This window comes from Bacillus sp. UMB0728, from assembly GCF_002858875.1.
Lineage (GTDB): Bacteria > Bacillota > Bacilli > Bacillales > Cytobacillaceae > Bacillus_AB > Bacillus_AB infantis.
On sequence record NZ_PKLA01000009.1, the window covers coordinates 1 to 16,895 of the forward strand.

The following is a 16,895-nucleotide window of genomic DNA, read 5'->3' on the forward strand; positions in this document are numbered from 1 at the left end:
TGAGGCTTCGTGCAAACTTTTTTCTTCTTAAGCAGACTTTCTTCTCATTCTGCAAACATTATTTTGATTTGACATAGATACAAATAATAACATGTTAACAATTCTCAAATAAAATACAAGTTTTTAGTCCCCTTACTTCGAATTATAGCATTTTATTAGCAGGTGAAAGTTATTAATACCTAAGTATCTGTTACTCTAGAAGGAAAGGAGAGGTAACCTGCCTTTTCCAAACCCTAGAATAAAATATCTACCCAAATTTTAATTGAAGTACCCAAGATTAGTAGGGCCAATATCCATTGGAGAACTTTGGTGTTTACTTTTTGACCCAATTTTGCACCCAATGGAGAAGCGACTAGACTTGCAACAACCATAATCAGAGAAGGAAACAAATTTACTTGTCCAGTTGATACTTTACCTACGGTAACACCAATAGAAGAAATGAAAGTAATGGCCAGCGACGAAGCAATTGTCATACGGGTTGGAATTTTAAGAATAACGAGCATAATTGGCACTAGTAAAAATGCCCCTCCAGCACCTACGATTCCTGCAGCGGTACCAACTATTAGCGAGGCTATCCCAGCCAACCATTTATTGAATGAAACCTGTTCTGGAGGTATGTCTTCTTTGCCCTTTTTAGGTAGAAACATCATAAAGGCTGCTAGCAAGGCTAATATCCCATATACAAGAGTAATGGTTTCCTCTGTCAGCATTTTTGACCCATAACTTCCTATGAAACTACCTAATAATATGCTTATCCCCATATACGTGATTAATGTTCGATTCAAATATCCACTTTTCCTATAAGCCCATACTCCACCAATGGTAGCAAAAAACACTTGCACTCCAGTTATCCCTGCTACTTCGTGAGCACTTAATACACCTGCACCTACTAGCGGAGGTATATATAATAACATTGGATAATTGATAATCGCTCCCCCAATACCAGCCATTCCCGATATAAATGATCCTAAAAATCCAAGGAGAAAAATAGTCATTATAAATATGAAGTCCATTCTTACACCTCCTGTAGTAGAAAAGGGGACCATCTTAGTCCCCTTCCAAATTTGTATTAACCTTTTTTAATCCAGAACTTTAGCACGCCATCAACTTCTGAATCCTTCAACAATTCATGGCCACCTGATTTCGCCCAAGCAGCAAGATCACTTTTTGCTCCTTTATCTGTAGCATGAATTTCTAAAATATCTCCTACTTCTAATTCATTGATTGCTTTTTTAGTTTTTACAATTGGCATAGGGCACGCTAAACCTTTTGCGTCTAATACTTTTGCTACATTCATGTTAAAACTCCTAATAGATTCATATTTTTATCGAACCGCACAACGGTTTGGTCCGATTTCCATTTCACGTTGTTTTTCATCATCTGGACTGATTATACCCATGTTTGTTTCACGGATTTCTTGATATGCATTTGGTTGTGGTGGTAGATTTTCAGTCACTAATTTTCTAAATTCATTTTCATCTTCAATATTTAAACCATGATTTTGTTCAAAGAGAGTACCTAATTTTTTTGAAACACTGCCATCTTCGTTTAATTCGTCAATGATCATAAAATGAGCGGGAAGAACAATAAGTTCCTCTGATAATTCCCTATAACGTTTGTAAAGACTTTCTCTCAAATCGGCTACCCAATCTTCTGCCTTACCGGCTAAATCGGGTCTACCAATAGAATCAATGAATAAAATGTCTCCTGAAAGTAAGAACTTTTCATCCACAACAAAAGACGTTGATCCAATCGTATGACCGGGAGAATATAAAGCGTGAATATTGATTGTTGTATTACCGATAGTTACATCTGTGCCAGCCTCTAACGATTGATACTCATATGTGACTTCTGTTGCATCCTTTGGAGGTAGCCAGTACGTAGCGTTCGTTTTTTCAGCAATTGTTCTACCGCCTGAAATATGATCCGCATGTAGATGTGTATCAAATACATGTGTAATTGTTACACCAATATTTTCAGCAAACTTAGTATAGATATCTGTCATTCTTGTTGCATCTATAATTGCAGCCTCATCATTTGAAACGACCATGTATGATAGACAACCTTTTCCAATACGAACAAATTGATAAATCTCTCCGCCATCTTTTAAGTTCCCTACTTTTATAGGTTCTAAGTGTTCGCTCCATGCTTTCATACCACCTTTTAAGTAGGACACTTCTAACCCTTCCTCAGAAAGCATCTCAGCAATCATGATAGATGAACCTTCTTTTGCACAAACAACTAATATGTCTTTATCTGATGGTAGTTTATTTAAAATACCTTCTACACCATCTAATAACTCAAAATATGGTTTATTTAAATAATTAAAGTTTAAACCTTCAATTTTCCAATCATTAAAGTCACTTTGATTACGGACATCTAAGATAAATAACTCCTCTTTATTGATCACTTTTTGTGTCACTTCTCTTGAAGTCATTTCTTTTACAGCCATCATAAATACCCCCAATGGTATAATTTTCGTTAAAAAAAATTTAAGTTAAAATATAAATTAATTTTATTATTAGTTAAAACGTCAATGTTACATCAGCATCTTTTGCAAATTCTAAGAACGTTACGGCTCCACCTACTTCAATTCCATCAATGAAAGCATCTTTCTCTAATCCCATAACATCCATTGTCATCTGACACCCAATGAACGTAACACCCATCTCTTTTGCCACGTCCACTAATTCTGGGATGGAAGGAACATTTGCTTTAGAAAATCCTTCTGCAAAATGTTCTTTCCCCTCCGGCATTGGAAGGCTTTTGTATCCTTCCTTATGAATAAGATTTAATCCTTCAAAGGTAAAGAATATTGCCACTTCTTGATCTGTTGCCGCAGCCGCAGTCGCAATGTTAAATACCTTATACGCATCAAACAATCCACCATTACTTGCAATAATTGCTACTTTTTTTGACATCTATTATTCCTCCTGATTCTTTTGAATTATTTTAATAAACTCATGATAGTACTTGGATCGAAGACTAGCACCCACTAATTTAGTGCATTTTCAGTTTGACTTTCCCAACCACTCATACCCGGTACTACATTTACTACTTGTTTAAATCCTTTATCAGTAAGTTTTTGTGCTGCTAAATCACTACGATTTCCAGTTCGACAAACGACATAAATTGGAGTTTCGGGATTTAATTCATCTAATCGGTTTTCTAACTCACCAAGTGGGATTGATTTTGCCTTTGGAATGTGACGAAAGACGTATTCTGCATGTTCCCTCACATCTAGTACGATCAATTCCTCATTGGAAGAAAGTTTTTGCTCTAATTCATCGTTAGTAATAACATGAGGATGGTTCTTTTCTAACTTTTCTTCTCCATTTGCTTTACGAAGATAATGCTTTAACACATCACTCTCTTCTACTGTTCCTAAATATTGATGACCTGAACTTTCTGACCATGCTTTAATGTCTGCTTTTGAACCTCTATCTGTTGCCTGAACTTCTAGTACCTGACCGGCCTCTAGGTTATTCATTGCTTTTTTAGTTTTTACAATCGGCATCGGACATGCTAATCCCTTTGCATCTAAAACAAAATCAGTTTTTATCATTTCCATGTTAAAACAACCTCCTAATTTAAATTACCCATTAGGGTATTGGTTTTTCTAAAAAAATTTATTCGATTGGACCTTCCCATGTTAGCATTCCACCAGACATGTTGATCACATTAAAACCATGACTTTCTAGAAACTTTGTTGCTTGGGCACTTCGAGCACCCGAACGACACACAATAATATATTGTTTGGACTTTTCTAATTCATTCATACGGAATTCCAATAATCCAAGCGGAATGTTTACTGCTTCGGGAATTTTCCCTTGTGCAACTTCATGGACTTCACGAACATCAATTAGATTTAAACCTTCATCAAGTAATTCCTGAACCTGTGTTGTAGAATATTCTTTCATTAATAAAACCTCCTTATCCTCTCCAAGTACTTACTCCACCTTTTACATTTATTACTTTCTTAAACCCCATCTGCTTTAATTCCTTACTAGCCTTTTTACTTCTCATTCCACTTTGGCAAATGACAACAACTTCATTGTCCTTTTTCAACATATTTTCTTTCTTTGAGAGTTGATGTAACGGAATATTTTTAAATCCTTGAATATGGTAACGGCCAAATTCTCCTTGTGTCCGTACATCAATAAATTGAAGACCTTTATCTTTCAATAACTCTTTTAATTCATTTGTATTGATTTGCTTCACGCCTTTAACTGGGATAAAACGTAGGATGATAAAAATAACAACAATTGATATAATCATCGTGTCCACACTAAAGAAATTCATCTCACAACCTCCAAATCTTATTGTTACTAGATAAACAGATTTATATTGCCTTCTTCAGCATCACCGATGTAGGCAGCAACTCCTGCGTAATCGAGTCCATCAATTAACTCTTTCTCTTGTAATCCAAGAAGATCCATTGTCATTGTACATGCAATTAACTTCACATCTTGCTCCTGTGCCATTTCAATTAATTGTGGAAGTGGCATAGCATTGTGCTTTTTCATGACATGTTTTATCATTTTTGGACCCATTCCCGCAAAGTTCATTTTAGAAAGTCCCATGTTATCAGCACCACGTGGCATCATTTTACCAAACATTTTTTCTAAAAATCCTTTTTTCACAGGTACTTGTTGATCTTTTCTAAGTGTGTTTAGTCCCCAGAATGTATGGAAAATTGTTACCTCATGGTCATAAGCGGCTGCTCCATTAGCGATAATATAGGCTGCCATCGCTTTATCATAATCTCCACTAAATAGAACAATCGTTGTTTTCTTTTTATCTGACATTGTGATTCCTCCTCGTTTATACTCAAAATACCCAAATGTGTATATTTTGTTTTAAAAGAATTTAGCCTTTCTTAATCAAGAAGATAAGTACATCATTCTCTTCTTTATAATCAAGTAATTCGTGTCCAGTAGATTTTGCCCAAGCCGTTAAGTCACTTTTAGCACCTTTATCTGTTGTATGAACTTCTAATATTTGGCCTGATTCAATTTCATTTATTGCCTTCTTTGTTTTAACAATAGGCATCGGACACGCTAACCCCTTTGCGTCTAATACTTTTTCTACTTTCATTATATTTTCCTCCTTAAAGGTTTTATTTTCATGATACCCACATGGGTATAGTTAATTGTAAATAAAAAAGTATGTCAACATTTATTATCTGCTTTTTACAAGCATGCTGACAGCCTCTTTTACTAAATCATCACTATTTTCTCCATTTTCTTCTGCTCTTCTTACACACTCAATCAAATTGGTACTCACTAAAACTCCGATTGTACGGTCAATTGCTGTTCTACTAGCAGACAACTGAGTAATGATATCCTTGCAGTCTTTTCGTTCTTCCATCATCCGTAAGATACCTCTTATTTGACCTTCAATTCTTTTTAAACGATTCTTCGTCTGAACATCATATTCCATAGTGGCACCTCCATTTCTTTGTAATATAAGCAAAATCCTTTTATTCATATGTTTCTAGCCATTGTAGAAACTAGGTTTGTGATTCGATAGACCTATCATATACCCCACTAGGTATATTGTCAACAAGGCAATGTTTATTTTTCTACCTAACATCTAAACCTTAACAAAACTGCTCTATGTTATTACGATTGTAACTCTTATCACATATCTCTTCGAATAACGAATAACTGACTACTTTAAATCCTTTTTTGCGTAATATACGAGTTCCAACATTTTTCTCCAGAGCATTTGACGATATTAGGTGAATCGTTTGATAAGGAATGTCCTCATAATATCTATTTAAATAACCAACTGGAATGTTAATTGCTCCCTTTATTGGTTGTTTATAGGTAACGTTATAATCCCTAATATCAATTATTATCCTGCTACTATCCTTACTAATATCACTTATTTCAAGATATGACATACGCAGAACAGGAATGTATCTATTATATAAACCTATCAAGATAGGTATACCTAATAATATAAAAACAAAATTCATCAAGATACTCACACTCTCCCTTATTTGACAAGGAGCAATTAACAAGTCACATTTTATACCCCCTATAGTATATTGTCAATTAAAAAGGAGATATAAACTGGTTTTACATCTCCTTCATTTCTTATTTATTTCATACGATACTCTTATCAATGCACCCAATTAAACGGTGCTCGATATCCTTGGCAAGTTCCTTTATCTTATCGTCATTCACCATACTCACTAATGCTGTAGGCCTCGGCATACCAATTTTTGTTTTACCCTGATCAGAATAAACAACAATTTTACAAGGTAGAAAGTACCCAACCATCTGATTTTCACTAAGTATTCGTTGGGCTTCATGTGGATTACATACTTCTAAGACTTTATAATCCTGTTTAAATTCTAATCCCTTTTCTTGTAACTTGCCTTTAATATCAAATTCCCATAGCACACCAAATTTCTCTTCCTTTAAAGTTTCCTCCAATGAGGTTATGGCTGTTTGGATATCATTCTTAGTTTCAACAGTGTAGTCAAATTGCATGGCATTACCTCCTTATATTGTCTCTCTAAAAACTGCTACACTAAAAACATTGACGAGAAAGAAAGGCATAATAAAGGTTTTTATTCCCCGGATCTCCCACCGATATAAAACCGGCTTATATGAGGCCGATTCTTTTATATTTGGCTAAAAATCGGTCTAAAATACACATTAGAATTGATTTAAGATATTTACTAATGGTGAGTTACAAAGAAGATTGTTATTCAAAGAAAAAAGGGCATTTTCTAAGGATAAGAAGTAGGTGATTTTATATACAAACTTTACAATCCCAATTTGGAAATTGTGTATCTTTATTGATTCTAATACTTATATCTGATAGTTCATTTAAATTCTCTTAATGATGTCAGATACCCTTCTATAAACTAATTGTAGTTCACAACATAAAAGATTAAATAACTAACATTCTTTTAAGAAAGATATGAGGTTTTTTATTTCATATTTTTGACATTCATTGCTAAGTTCATTAATATTTATCTTTGAGGTGAGTAATAGTGAAAAGAAAAAATATAATGTTTATTGCTGTTTCTTTGATTATTGCGTTTTCTCTATCTGCATGTGGTGGTAACACTGAAAAGGAAAAGGCAAATGAAGGGACAACTTCAGATGAAAGTACTCAAATGGATCATGCAAATATGGATCACTCTAGTTCAGGTGAAGTTCCTAATGGACTAAAAACAGCAGAAAACCCAACATATAAGATAGGAAGTAAAGTGATTATTAAAGAAGGGCATATGGAAGGCATGAAGGGTGCAGAGGCAACAGTTGTCGGTGCCTATGATACCGTTGCATACTCAGTTTCATACAATCCCACAACTGGCGGAGAAAGAGTAACAAATCACAAATGGGTTATCCATGAAGAAACTCCAGAGACAGGTGCAAAACCATTACAACCCGGCACAGAAGTTACGCTAGAGGCTTCACATATGTCAGGAATGGATGGTGCAACTGCTGAAATTGATTCAGCCGAAAAGACAACTGTTTATATGATTGACTATACTCCAACTACTGGTGGAGAAAAAGTGACCAATCATAAATGGGTAACAGAAAGCGAACTATCACCACTTGAAAACGAGTAATGTTTTAATAAATGCAATAGAAAGAGCATATTCCAAATGGAACTGCTCTTTTTTTATAATCACACTTTAAATCTCAGGGTTTTCTACCAATTCATGTTCACATATAATGATTTGTTTCCCTTAGAGATACTAAATAAACTTATCATGAATTAGCCTTAATGGTTTTCCTTAACAGGTACAACAAAAGGTATATGGAAATCCCAGTTAATATGATTTTCCCCTGCCATGTAAATTCAGTAATTTGCAAGACTGAGTATCCCTCAATAATTAATGCAGGTATTTTCCCAAGTGAACTAGCAAGTGAGAATAGTATTAAAGATACTTTTCCCATAGCCGAAAATAAATTAATTACCCCCGATGGGATAAACGGGAGCAACCTCAAGGAAAGAATAAGAAGAAAGGCTTTTTTTCCTTCTGCCTCTAATAATCTTTTGACCTTTGGAATCCCCGCCATAGAAATTGCCTTCGGTAATTTCTTAAAACCCTGCCGATACACATAAAAAGAAACAATTGCACCTAATGCCTCTCCCACAAATGAAATAGCCAGACCGTACCAAAAACCGAAAAAAATAATATTTGCAGCGGTTAAAAACACACTTGGGATAACACCAGCAAGGCTAATAAAAATATTAATTAACAAACTTATTATAATTGCAAAACTAGCATACTTCTCAAAGTAAAAAAGTACTTGCTCTTCCATTTTGACCCCCATACTTGTTTAACTTCTTTGTTTTTATATTATCATTTTAAAGTAAATTTATAATGAATTTCTTCATTTTTAAAAAAAGACACGGGCCAATATTTATTAATGATAGTAACCTTTTAGAGAATTAACAGTTAACCATTCCACACGGTTTTAAAATAACGTTTGATTTATAATATTTCCCGTCTCAACTATTGGCCAACCCTTAGTTTACTCACTGTTGGATATTTGAAAGTTTGGAAATATTCAATTGACCTTTTTTGTATAATCACTTAAACTTTTTTATATAAAATATCCCCCCTAGGGGGTTAAAAGGAGGAAGAAATGTCTGATCATCATAAACATAGAAAAAGTATTGTGAACCGTCTTGCAAGAATTGAGGGACATGTTCGTTCTGTAAAGGAAATGGCCAAGGATGACCGTGATTGTAGCGATTTGCTTATACAAATAGCGGCTATACGTTCGGCTCTAGATAATTGCGGAAAACTGATATTAAAAGATCACTTAGAAGGATGTGTCACCGAAGCCATAATTAAGGGGGATAAAGAGGTATTAAAGGATTTAAATGATGCAATAGACAAATTTATTAGATAGGGAGAAACTTAATGGTTGAGAATATTAAATACTCACAAAAAGATATTTTAAAAATGATTATGGTTCTCGCTATACCTGCAATAATCGAAAACTTCTTTCAAACTATTTTAGGTTTTGTTGACACATTTTTTGTTGCCCAAATTGGGATTAATGAAGTTACTGCACTAGGAGTGACAAATGCCATACTTGCAATTTATTTAGCAATATTTATGTCAATTGGAGTGTCTACTAATGTTTATATTGCAAAATATCTAGGTTCAAATCAAATTGAGAAAGCAGGTAAGATAGCCCAACAATCAATCTTATTAAGTGTGATTATAGGACTATTATTTGGAATCATCACCTTCTTCTTTGCTGCACCACTTTTGAAACTTATGGGAATAGAAAACTCTGTATTAAACCAAGGTGTTATGTATTTTAAAATCGTTGCTATACCCTCTGTACTAATTTCATTAATGTTTGGTTTAAGTAGTATATTAAGAGGGACTAAAGATACCAAAACACCAATGAAAGTAACTATATTTATCAATATTGTTAACATTATTTTGGACTACGTCTTTATCTTTGGCTTTTGGTTGATTCCTTCCTTTGGTCTTGCTGGAGCCGCGTGGGCAACAGTTATCGCTAGACTAATAGGAGTAATACTACTTTTATTCCATCTAAAAAGATCAAAAGTCGGGAGTGTAATAAATTTATCAAAATGGTCTTGGGATAAAGAACAACAAAAAGAACTTATTAAACTGGGGACACCAGCCATGGCTGAACGTCTAGCAATGAGAATTGGGCAGGTCTTGTACTTTGGATTTATAGTCCAACTTGGGACTAATACTTTTGCGGCTCACCAAATTGCAGGTAATATAGAGGTTTTTTCCTATATGATAGGTTATGGGTTTGCAACAGCAGCAACCACTTTAATTGGTGAAGTGTTAGGCTCTAGGCAATATGAATTAGCAAAAAAAATAGCCTATTATTCTACTTTACTAGGTGTAGGTGTCATGTCAATTTTCGGATTGTTTTTATTTGTATTTGGGGAGTGGACTGCTTCATTTTTTACCAATGATGTCTTTGTAATTCAACAAATTACAATCGCATTAAAGATTGACGCATTTATTCAACCAATTCTAGCCATTGTTCTTATCCTAACAGGGGCATTCCAAGGAGCGGAAAATTCTAAATATCCCTTCTATCTCACAACAATTGGCATTTGGCTTCTTCGGACAGTTGGTGTTTATGTATTAGGTATATGGCTTGGAATGGGTATCGCTGGAATATGGATCGCAATAGGTTTAGACAACCTATTCAGGGCAATTCTGCTTTTCCTTAAAATTCACAATAATAAATGGGTTAGATCTACAGAACTAAATGTTTAAATAAATGACCATTGGAGACAGGGGGAACTATGTCCCATATAGAACAAGGTAAAGGAAGTATTTTTTATAGGTACAAACAAAATGTACAGTTCCTTTAATTTTAAAACAAATAGGGCTTTCCCATAAGTCATAACAAATAACTTGTAGGGAAGCCCCCTCTTATCATATTTCCCATTACTTAACTATAGAAGATTAATAATGATTATTAAAACCCTTAGCACTTTAAAACTTTATCAATAAGAAGTAGATTATAACCATAATTATTAATGTAATCATTAGAGTAGAGACCATCGTTATTTGAGTATTCGAAGGATTGAACCTTTCTTCTAAAATCTGGCGTTTCTTTTTAGTGTAATTTTTTGTTGCTAAAAGAATGACTGCAATTCCAAGAATACATGCAAATATCCCTAAAATTATACTGATCATATCTATAGTTGGATTCCTTCTAACACCAATCGTAAAATGCAAACTTGTTGTTAGAAACCCTACGCCAACAATTGAAACTACGGTTCTTATCCATGCCAAATATGTTCTTTCATTCGCTAAATGCTGTTGGGCATACTTTAATTGATTATTTTCATTTATTAAGTACTTTTGTTCTTGCTTATCTTTTTGCTTTATACTCATATCATTACCCTGAAGTACGTATCTTGAGTCTTCGATACACAAATACGATTACACCAATTCCAATTAACACCAAAGAGACCACTTGGGCAATACGTAGTTGTGATGTCAGCATTAAACTATCAGTTCGTAAACCTTCAACGTAAAATCTTCCGATGGAATACCAAACAAGATAACTTAAGAATAACTCACCATTCTTCAACTTTAACTTTCTAAGTACAAAGAACAAAATAACAAATCCTAAAAGGTCCCATGAAGATTCATAAAGAAAGGTCGGTACATAATAAGTTCCATCAATAAACATTTGATTAATAATAAATTTGGGTAGATGGAGGCTTTCCAAAAATGCTCTTGTTGTTTCCCCGCCGTGCGCCTCTTGGTTCATAAAATTTCCCCATCGACCAATTGCTTGTCCAAGAATCAAACTTGGTGCAACAATATCAGCAAGTTTCCAAAAAGAAATATTTTTCTTTCTTGTATAAATGATTGCAGTTAAAACGGCACCAATCAACGCACCGTGTATAGCAATTCCACCTTGCCATATGGCAATAATTTGAGACGGATATTGTGAATAATGCTCCCACTCAAATGCTACATAATAAATTCGTGCACAAATGATTGCAACTGGTGCGGCAATCATAATGAAGTCAATTATAATATCTTTATCCCATCCTAAACGATTAGCCTCCCGTGTCGCTATCCATAACCCTAGTATAATTCCACAAGCAATGATAATACCGTACCAATGAACGGATATTGGTCCGAGTTCAATTGCTATAGGGTTTAATGCTTGTACATTATTAGACATACATACCTCCCAAAAAAGTATTTTTTTCAATTGTAATTGTAACATAGAAAATTTGTAGTTTTGAAATAAACATTCTAAACTAGAACCACCCTGTATTATGAAATTTTGAAGTTTGGTTTATATAGGTATAAAAACCTAACAACATATTTCAATTTCATACTAACTGTTTTTCCTAAAGGAAAAAATCTTTCAATAGACACACTCGATTTCCAAATGTTAACCTTGTAAGAGTAATTTTTAATTGAAAGGAGTAACACCATACATGGGGGAAACTGAAAATTTAAAATTAGGGGAACGTGGTGCTTGGCTGAGTATTATAGCCTATATAATCCTTTCCAGTTTAAAATTAATAATTGGTTATTTTGCTGGCTCAGAAGCACTAACGGCTGATGGTTTGAATAACTCTACTGACATTATTGCCTCAATTGCTGTTTTAATTGGGCTTAAAATATCAAGAAGACCACCTGATCATAATCACCAATATGGTCACTTCCGCGCAGAAACAGTTGCTGCCCTATTAGCATCCTTTATCATGATGGCCGTGGGCTTGCATGTCCTTTATGATGCGTTCATATCTGCTATTAGTCCAAAGGATCAATCACCTGATATTATTGCTGCTTGGACTGCTTTATTTAGTTCCTTTGTAATGTTTGGTGTATATAAATATAATTTTAAATTAGCAAAAAATATTAAAAGTCATGCCATGATGGCAGCAGCACAAGATAATAAGTCAGATGCCTTGGTAAGTATCGGTGCATTTATAGGTATAATAGGCTCTCAAGTTGGTTTTGCGTGGATTGACACTATTACTGCATTTATTGTTGGAATTTTGATATGTAAAACTGCATGGGAAATTTTCAAAGATTCCTCACTTTCACTTACAGACAGTTTTGAAGGGGCGGACCTAAAAGATATAGAAGATTTAATAACTGAAACACCCGGAGTAGTCTCATTAAAAGATATTAAAGGAAGGTATCATGGAAGTAGTCCTTTAATTGACGTCATTATTGAAGTAAATCCACACATTTCAATTTTAGATGGACACAAAATTGCAGATTTGATTGAAGATAAGTTAAAGAAGGAAAAGGATATTAATTATGTCCATATTCACGTTGAACCCGATGAAAAGGAATTAAATAAACAATATACCAGTTAAATAGACCTCCCCTTTTATTTTAATTCTTCAAGAAAAGTAGAATAAATAAGTAAGACAAAATAAAACAGTAGCATAATGCTTCTGTTTTTACTTTGTCTATAGGGGTGCTTATATAATTAGATTTCCAGAAAAGTCTATAATAATCAATGGACTTACTACCTTCGTTTCATAACATTGTAATTTCGAAATAGATGCTTTGCTCATTTTATTTTCCAGACACAACATAGAAACAAAAATTTCATTTCTTATCAATCTAATGGAAAGGTAATCTGAACCTTCGTCCATTTCCCATACACACTATCAATTTCTAAAGTTCCTCGATAAATATCCAGTATCCTTTTTGCAATCGATAGTCCTAGCCCATTCCCACCATGTTTTCTACTCCTTGCTTTATCCACACGATAAAAGCGATTAAGCACAAAAGGCAATTCCTCTTTTGGGATACCCACTCCATAATCTTTTACCTCAATCATCAATTGCCTGTCTGAATGTCTTACATTAATCTGTATGACTTTTTCATCTGTTGAATATTTAGTGGCATTGTCTAATAAAATGATCATAATTTGTTCAAGGTGGCTCTTCAGTATTTTTATAGTAAAATCCGTTTCAATATCTATAGTGGAGGATATTTTAAAATCATTATTTATTGTTTGGAAGTTTTCAACAATATCCTCCATAATCTCCTTCATTTTGACTTCTTCCAATGAGTTTGTATTTGTAGTGGATTCTTCCGCTCTTGATAGAGTCAATAATTCCGAAACAAGGTGAATAAGTCTGTCGGTTTCATGTAAACTTAAATGAATGGAGCGTTCCAATACTTTTGGGTCATCCTTTCCCCAACGATTGATAAGCGATAAGTGCCCATGTATGATGGACAACGGTGTTTTTAATTCATGGGAGGCATCTTCCACAAATTGTTGTTGCTGCTGAAATGACTTTTCTAAGTTATCCATTAATTCATTAAACATAATCCCTAACTCTGTCATTTCATCTCGTTGCTTGTTAATATGAACCCTTTCTTTTAGACCATTTTCTTTTATTCCTTTCATTGTTCTTATCATTGAATTAATTGGCTTTAGTAGTTGAAAAGAAATAAGTCTGCCGCCGATTAAACTAAGGAGAATAGCAACCAGTCCTGCTACGATAACCAACATAAATATTTGATTAATCAAACTATCAAAGTTTTCTAAGTTACGAACTATTTCTACTGTTCCTTTAAAACCATTTACTTCGATTGGCTTCCTAAATATCAACAAACGATCTCCTTTTGGAGAAAATTCCACCAGTTCCTCTTTTGTTACGTTTTTCGGAGATACCCAACCTTGTGGTACCTCGTCTGATATCGTAAATAGTGGAGAATTGTTTTCCTTCACAATCCTTATCAGTTGATATTTTTCGTTCAGAACGTCTAAATAGTGTTCACTTTCCGAAACATTCCCCTTAAAATTTGAATCTTGAATGTACGCGGTTACTTCGTCCATCTTTTTTTGAATGGTTTGTTTTTCTTGATTAACTACCCAGTTCTGAATGACAAAATACTGCAAAATATTATAAGAAAAAAATAAAAATAGCATTAAAAGGGCAGCCCATAAGGTTAATTTCCATTTAATGTTAATGCTTTTTGGAATTAAATCTTTTACGTTTCTCATTCTCTCATCACATACCCCATCCCTCTCATCGTTTGAATATAACTTTCCTTATCTACAGAATCTAGTTTATTTCTAAGATGTCTTACATAAACATCAACGACGTTTGTTTCAATTTCTGCATCATAACCCCAAATATTCTCTAGGAGAACCTCCCTTGTTAGGACACGATTAATATTTTTCATAAACATAAACAATAAGTCATATTCCTTTTTCGTTAATTCTATCAATTGTTCGCCTTTTTTTAATAACCTTGATTCAATATTTAATTCTAAATCTTTAAATGATAAAAGCAGGGTAGGCAAATCATTTCGTTTTTCTTCTCTTCTCATAATGACTCTAATTCTCGCTAGTAATTCTTCAATCGCAAATGGTTTTGGGATATAATCATCAGCGCCACTATCCAGCCCTAATACCCGGTCCATTACGCTATCTCTTGCCGTTATCATAATAATCGGAATATCCTTTACTGCCTTTAATCTTCGGCAAACTTCGATACCGTTTAACTTTGGCAGCATTAGATCTAAAAGGATCACATCCCAATTACTTTCTAATGCAAGTTCAAGCCCCTCTCTACCGTCATAAGCAGCCGTTACATTGTATCCTTCATGCGTTAACTCAAGAACGATAAATTCTGATAGTGCTTCTTCATCTTCAATCACTAAAATATCCAAATTCATGACCTCCAAATGTTTCTTTGTCTATTTTGCGTTACTTTCAAGATTTGATTAAAATGACACTATTATCTTAAACCAAAAAGTAAGGTTATGATACAAAATGCATTTTAATTGAAATTAGTGGTTCATATAAAATCAATAAGTCCTACTTGCTACAAGCAAGTAGGACTTATTTCAATTTACTTTTTTACTCTTGTTCGCTGTCACTTTCGGAATCATTTTCATCATCCAAATCAACTTTTAAGACCTTACCTGTTTTGGCGTCTACTTTTACATCATGTTTCTTTCCTTGGTCGTCTGTTATTTCAACTCCATAAACAACAGTTCCATCTTCATCTTCAAGTTCAGTATCCGTTACTTGGCCTTTTACTTCTTTTAAAGCAATGGTTGTACTTTCTTCAGCCGAAATTGTCGCTTCCTTTTCTAATTGTTGCTGCTCTTGTTTATCGGAAACTTCACTATCCTTATCTTCTTTTTCTTCCTTATCAGCCTTTTCATTTTCGTCATCTGCCTCTACTTTTAAAACCTTGCCTGTTTTGGCGTCTACTTTTACATCTTGGTTCTTTCCTTGATCGTCAGTAACTTCAACACCATAAACAACGGTTCCATCTTCGTCTTCAAGTTCTGTCTTTGCTGCTTTTCCAGCAACCTCTTTTAATGCGGCTGAAATCGCTTCTTCCTTAGTGATGGTTGCTTCTTTCGCCAATTGCTGCTGCTCCTGTTCATCTGTTACCTCTACTTTACTATTACTAGTGTCTGCACTTGCTGCAAATACCGAGGTATTTATAGCAGTCCCTGCTATTCCTCCTCCAATAATTGCTGCTGCCAATGCTGGTACTATAAACTTTTTCTTCATTTGTCTTCCTCCTCATATTGTTAAACTGTGGTACATCCTTATCTTAAGCCCCTACCATGAAGTAAGTCTGAATTGAATTTAAAATTTAATTAACCTTTACGTGAAAAAATTTTCATTTTCTTATAAGTAATTATGTGAGTGCTTTTTCCTTCATTACTTGATTGATCATAATGTCCAATTCTTGACTTATATATAGGGCCTCTTTACTTCTTAACCCATATTTCAACACTACATTATTTAACTCTTGTTGCTTTTCTACCATCATTTTTTCAATATCCTGTTTTAGTAAAATTGAGTCTTTTTCCAGAACCATATATTATTCCTTAAGCAACTCTCTTCCTTCTATTTTTTGTAAAATTCAATACCACAAAGACCAAAATAATAAGTGGGGTTCCTATTGATACAACTTGTATAATCGTCGGATTAATCTTTGTATTACCCATAATTTCGATAGGAATTCCATTACTTGAATTAATATCTAAACTATCAGCACTAGCAGCCGTTACGTATAGATAATAATTGCTGGTATACACAAAGCGTATGGGCAGTGAAATTTCCTTAGTTTCCCCCGGCTTTAATTCTTTCACTTGTTCCGGTTTATCTGCACTATAGTCTTCTAAATTAACCGTCCATTTTTTACCCATATCAGCCATAGTGATATAAACGACTAAATCCTTTATAGATTGGTTGGTATGATTCGTTATCTGCGCTTTAACCGTTGTCTCTTTCCCCGGATAATCTTTTACTTGGTTAGGCGAGATTACTTTCACCTCAACGTTTGGTTGTTCCATAGCAAAAGCATTTTGCCCGGTTACTACAAATACTAGAAGTAGCGCTAAAACGATTCCTGCTTTTTTTAGCAAA

General features: G+C 34.1%; 23 protein-coding genes and 1 pseudogene. 4 read left to right on the forward strand and 20 right to left on the reverse strand.

Annotated features, from left to right (window positions below; all coding sequences use genetic code 11):
• Positions 1-233: 233 nt before the first annotated feature.
• The 12 genes and pseudogenes from CYJ37_RS24755 to CYJ37_RS24810 form a co-directional block, all read right to left on the reverse strand.
• Positions 234-1,013, reverse strand: a complete 780-nt coding sequence (locus tag CYJ37_RS24755) for a sulfite exporter TauE/SafE family protein (RefSeq protein ID WP_101552676.1) — start codon at positions 1,011-1,013, stop codon at positions 234-236.
• Between the two features lie 56 nt (positions 1,014-1,069).
• On the reverse strand, positions 1,070-1,297 hold the full coding sequence (locus CYJ37_RS24760) for a sulfurtransferase TusA family protein (protein ID WP_101552678.1): 228 nt from the start codon (positions 1,295-1,297) through the stop codon (positions 1,070-1,072).
• Positions 1,298-1,324: 27 nt separating this feature from the next.
• Positions 1,325-2,459, reverse strand: a pseudogene (locus CYJ37_RS24765) (MBL fold metallo-hydrolase).
• 66 nt (positions 2,460-2,525) lie between these two features.
• Positions 2,526-2,921 carry a DsrE/DsrF/DrsH-like family protein gene (locus tag CYJ37_RS24770; protein ID WP_101552683.1) on the reverse strand — a complete coding sequence of 132 codons (396 nt, stop codon included), beginning with the start codon at positions 2,919-2,921 and terminating at the stop codon, positions 2,526-2,528.
• Positions 2,922-2,995: 74 nt separating this feature from the next.
• Entirely contained in the window at positions 2,996-3,571 is a 576-nt protein-coding gene (locus tag CYJ37_RS24775; RefSeq protein ID WP_101552685.1) for a sulfurtransferase TusA family protein, read from the reverse strand.
• 58 nt (positions 3,572-3,629) lie between these two features.
• A complete protein-coding gene (locus CYJ37_RS24780) occupies positions 3,630-3,920 on the reverse strand; it encodes a rhodanese-like domain-containing protein (RefSeq protein ID WP_101552686.1) in 291 nt (96 codons plus the stop codon).
• A 13-nt stretch (positions 3,921-3,933) separates the two neighbouring features.
• On the reverse strand, positions 3,934-4,302 hold the full coding sequence (locus tag CYJ37_RS24785) for a rhodanese-like domain-containing protein (RefSeq protein WP_101552688.1): 369 nt from the start codon (positions 4,300-4,302) through the stop codon (positions 3,934-3,936).
• 26 nt (positions 4,303-4,328) lie between these two features.
• Positions 4,329-4,808 carry a DsrE/DsrF/DrsH-like family protein gene (locus tag CYJ37_RS24790; protein WP_101552690.1) on the reverse strand — a complete coding sequence of 160 codons (480 nt, stop codon included), beginning with the start codon at positions 4,806-4,808 and terminating at the stop codon, positions 4,329-4,331.
• 61 nt (positions 4,809-4,869) lie between these two features.
• Positions 4,870-5,097, reverse strand: coding sequence for a sulfurtransferase TusA family protein (locus CYJ37_RS24795; protein ID WP_101552692.1), 228 nt, complete (start codon positions 5,095-5,097; stop codon positions 4,870-4,872).
• 84 nt (positions 5,098-5,181) lie between these two features.
• A complete protein-coding gene (locus CYJ37_RS24800) occupies positions 5,182-5,442 on the reverse strand; it encodes a metal-sensitive transcriptional regulator (protein WP_101552694.1) in 261 nt (86 codons plus the stop codon).
• A gap of 160 nt (positions 5,443-5,602) precedes the next feature.
• Positions 5,603-5,986, reverse strand: a complete 384-nt coding sequence (locus CYJ37_RS24805) for a hypothetical protein (protein ID WP_142385316.1) — start codon at positions 5,984-5,986, stop codon at positions 5,603-5,605.
• Between the two features lie 127 nt (positions 5,987-6,113).
• Entirely contained in the window at positions 6,114-6,503 is a 390-nt protein-coding gene (locus tag CYJ37_RS24810; protein ID WP_101552698.1) for a DUF302 domain-containing protein, read from the reverse strand.
• A 527-nt stretch (positions 6,504-7,030) separates the two neighbouring features.
• Between CYJ37_RS24810 and CYJ37_RS24815 the strand changes: the two genes are divergently transcribed.
• Entirely contained in the window at positions 7,031-7,597 is a 567-nt protein-coding gene (locus CYJ37_RS24815; RefSeq protein WP_101552818.1) for a YdhK family protein, read from the forward strand.
• Between the two features lie 142 nt (positions 7,598-7,739).
• Here CYJ37_RS24815 and CYJ37_RS24820 read toward each other — a convergent pair whose 3' ends face one another.
• Entirely contained in the window at positions 7,740-8,297 is a 558-nt protein-coding gene (locus CYJ37_RS24820) for a TVP38/TMEM64 family protein (protein WP_101552700.1), read from the reverse strand.
• Between the two features lie 327 nt (positions 8,298-8,624).
• On the opposite strand from CYJ37_RS24820, the gene CYJ37_RS24825 reads away from it, so the two are divergent.
• Entirely contained in the window at positions 8,625-8,894 is a 270-nt protein-coding gene (locus tag CYJ37_RS24825; RefSeq protein ID WP_101552702.1) for a metal-sensing transcriptional repressor, read from the forward strand.
• A gap of 11 nt (positions 8,895-8,905) precedes the next feature.
• Positions 8,906-10,264 (forward strand): MATE family efflux transporter, encoded by a 1,359-nt coding sequence (locus CYJ37_RS24830; protein ID WP_101552704.1) that lies wholly within the window; start codon positions 8,906-8,908, stop codon positions 10,262-10,264.
• 222 nt (positions 10,265-10,486) lie between these two features.
• Here CYJ37_RS24830 and CYJ37_RS24835 read toward each other — a convergent pair whose 3' ends face one another.
• Together CYJ37_RS24835 and lgt are read right to left on the reverse strand one after the other, a co-directional pair.
• Complete coding sequence (locus tag CYJ37_RS24835; RefSeq protein ID WP_101552706.1) at positions 10,487-10,891, reverse strand: YidH family protein; 405 nt, start codon at positions 10,889-10,891, stop codon at positions 10,487-10,489.
• A 4-nt stretch (positions 10,892-10,895) separates the two neighbouring features.
• A complete protein-coding gene (lgt, locus tag CYJ37_RS24840) occupies positions 10,896-11,696 on the reverse strand; it encodes a prolipoprotein diacylglyceryl transferase (RefSeq protein ID WP_101552708.1) in 801 nt (266 codons plus the stop codon).
• A gap of 262 nt (positions 11,697-11,958) precedes the next feature.
• Here lgt and CYJ37_RS24845 point away from each other — a divergent pair, with 262 nt between their 5' ends.
• Positions 11,959-12,852, forward strand: a complete 894-nt coding sequence (locus CYJ37_RS24845; RefSeq protein WP_101552710.1) for a cation diffusion facilitator family transporter — start codon at positions 11,959-11,961, stop codon at positions 12,850-12,852.
• Positions 12,853-13,100: 248 nt separating this feature from the next.
• Here the strand turns inward: CYJ37_RS24845 and CYJ37_RS24850 are convergent, their stop codons facing one another.
• From CYJ37_RS24850 to CYJ37_RS24870, 5 genes are all read right to left on the reverse strand, one after another.
• Positions 13,101-14,501 (reverse strand): HAMP domain-containing sensor histidine kinase, encoded by a 1,401-nt coding sequence (locus CYJ37_RS24850; protein ID WP_101552711.1) that lies wholly within the window; start codon positions 14,499-14,501, stop codon positions 13,101-13,103.
• Complete coding sequence (locus tag CYJ37_RS24855; protein ID WP_101552713.1) at positions 14,498-15,178, reverse strand: response regulator transcription factor; 681 nt, start codon at positions 15,176-15,178, stop codon at positions 14,498-14,500. The genes CYJ37_RS24850 and CYJ37_RS24855 overlap by 4 nt, the downstream gene beginning before the upstream one ends.
• 184 nt (positions 15,179-15,362) lie before the next feature.
• The gene (locus tag CYJ37_RS24860; RefSeq protein WP_101552715.1) at positions 15,363-16,031 is read right to left on the reverse strand and encodes a PepSY domain-containing protein; all 669 of its coding nucleotides are present in this window, start codon (positions 16,029-16,031) and stop codon (positions 15,363-15,365) included.
• Between the two features lie 130 nt (positions 16,032-16,161).
• Positions 16,162-16,344, reverse strand: coding sequence for an aspartyl-phosphate phosphatase Spo0E family protein (locus CYJ37_RS24865; RefSeq protein ID WP_257964306.1), 183 nt, complete (start codon positions 16,342-16,344; stop codon positions 16,162-16,164).
• 10 nt (positions 16,345-16,354) lie between these two features.
• Entirely contained in the window at positions 16,355-16,894 is a 540-nt protein-coding gene (locus CYJ37_RS24870; RefSeq protein WP_101552717.1) for a DUF2393 domain-containing protein, read from the reverse strand.
• Position 16,895 lies beyond the last annotated feature (1 nt).

What these genes read in the sequence shown, in the direction of transcription:
- CYJ37_RS24755 (WP_101552676.1), bottom strand. Translation starts at nt 1,013, where the DNA reads ATGGACTTCATATTTATAATGACTATTTTTCTCCTTGGATTTTTAGGA.
- CYJ37_RS24760 (WP_101552678.1), bottom strand. Translation starts at nt 1,297, where the DNA reads ATGAATGTAGCAAAAGTATTAGACGCAAAAGGTTTAGCGTGCCCTATG.
- CYJ37_RS24770 (WP_101552683.1), bottom strand. Translation starts at nt 2,921, where the DNA reads ATGTCAAAAAAAGTAGCAATTATTGCAAGTAATGGTGGATTGTTTGAT.
- CYJ37_RS24775 (WP_101552685.1), bottom strand. Translation starts at nt 3,571, where the DNA reads ATGGAAATGATAAAAACTGATTTTGTTTTAGATGCAAAGGGATTAGCA.
- CYJ37_RS24780 (WP_101552686.1), bottom strand. Translation starts at nt 3,920, where the DNA reads ATGAAAGAATATTCTACAACACAGGTTCAGGAATTACTTGATGAAGGT.
- CYJ37_RS24785 (WP_101552688.1), bottom strand. Translation starts at nt 4,302, where the DNA reads ATGAATTTCTTTAGTGTGGACACGATGATTATATCAATTGTTGTTATT.
- CYJ37_RS24790 (WP_101552690.1), bottom strand. Translation starts at nt 4,808, where the DNA reads ATGTCAGATAAAAAGAAAACAACGATTGTTCTATTTAGTGGAGATTAT.
- CYJ37_RS24795 (WP_101552692.1), bottom strand. Translation starts at nt 5,097, where the DNA reads ATGAAAGTAGAAAAAGTATTAGACGCAAAGGGGTTAGCGTGTCCGATG.
- CYJ37_RS24800 (WP_101552694.1), bottom strand. Translation starts at nt 5,442, where the DNA reads ATGGAATATGATGTTCAGACGAAGAATCGTTTAAAAAGAATTGAAGGT.
- CYJ37_RS24810 (WP_101552698.1), bottom strand. Translation starts at nt 6,503, where the DNA reads ATGCAATTTGACTACACTGTTGAAACTAAGAATGATATCCAAACAGCC.
- CYJ37_RS24815 (WP_101552818.1), top strand. Translation starts at nt 7,031, where the DNA reads ATGTTTATTGCTGTTTCTTTGATTATTGCGTTTTCTCTATCTGCATGT.
- CYJ37_RS24820 (WP_101552700.1), bottom strand. Translation starts at nt 8,297, where the DNA reads ATGGAAGAGCAAGTACTTTTTTACTTTGAGAAGTATGCTAGTTTTGCA.
- CYJ37_RS24825 (WP_101552702.1), top strand. Translation starts at nt 8,625, where the DNA reads ATGTCTGATCATCATAAACATAGAAAAAGTATTGTGAACCGTCTTGCA.
- CYJ37_RS24830 (WP_101552704.1), top strand. Translation starts at nt 8,906, where the DNA reads ATGGTTGAGAATATTAAATACTCACAAAAAGATATTTTAAAAATGATT.
- CYJ37_RS24835 (WP_101552706.1), bottom strand. Translation starts at nt 10,891, where the DNA reads ATGAGTATAAAGCAAAAAGATAAGCAAGAACAAAAGTACTTAATAAAT.
- lgt (WP_101552708.1), bottom strand. Translation starts at nt 11,696, where the DNA reads ATGTCTAATAATGTACAAGCATTAAACCCTATAGCAATTGAACTCGGA.
- CYJ37_RS24845 (WP_101552710.1), top strand. Translation starts at nt 11,959, where the DNA reads ATGGGGGAAACTGAAAATTTAAAATTAGGGGAACGTGGTGCTTGGCTG.
- CYJ37_RS24850 (WP_101552711.1), bottom strand. Translation starts at nt 14,501, where the DNA reads ATGAGAAACGTAAAAGATTTAATTCCAAAAAGCATTAACATTAAATGG.
- CYJ37_RS24855 (WP_101552713.1), bottom strand. Translation starts at nt 15,178, where the DNA reads ATGAATTTGGATATTTTAGTGATTGAAGATGAAGAAGCACTATCAGAA.
- CYJ37_RS24860 (WP_101552715.1), bottom strand. Translation starts at nt 16,031, where the DNA reads ATGAAGAAAAAGTTTATAGTACCAGCATTGGCAGCAGCAATTATTGGA.
- CYJ37_RS24865 (WP_257964306.1), bottom strand. Translation starts at nt 16,344, where the DNA reads ATGGTTCTGGAAAAAGACTCAATTTTACTAAAACAGGATATTGAAAAA.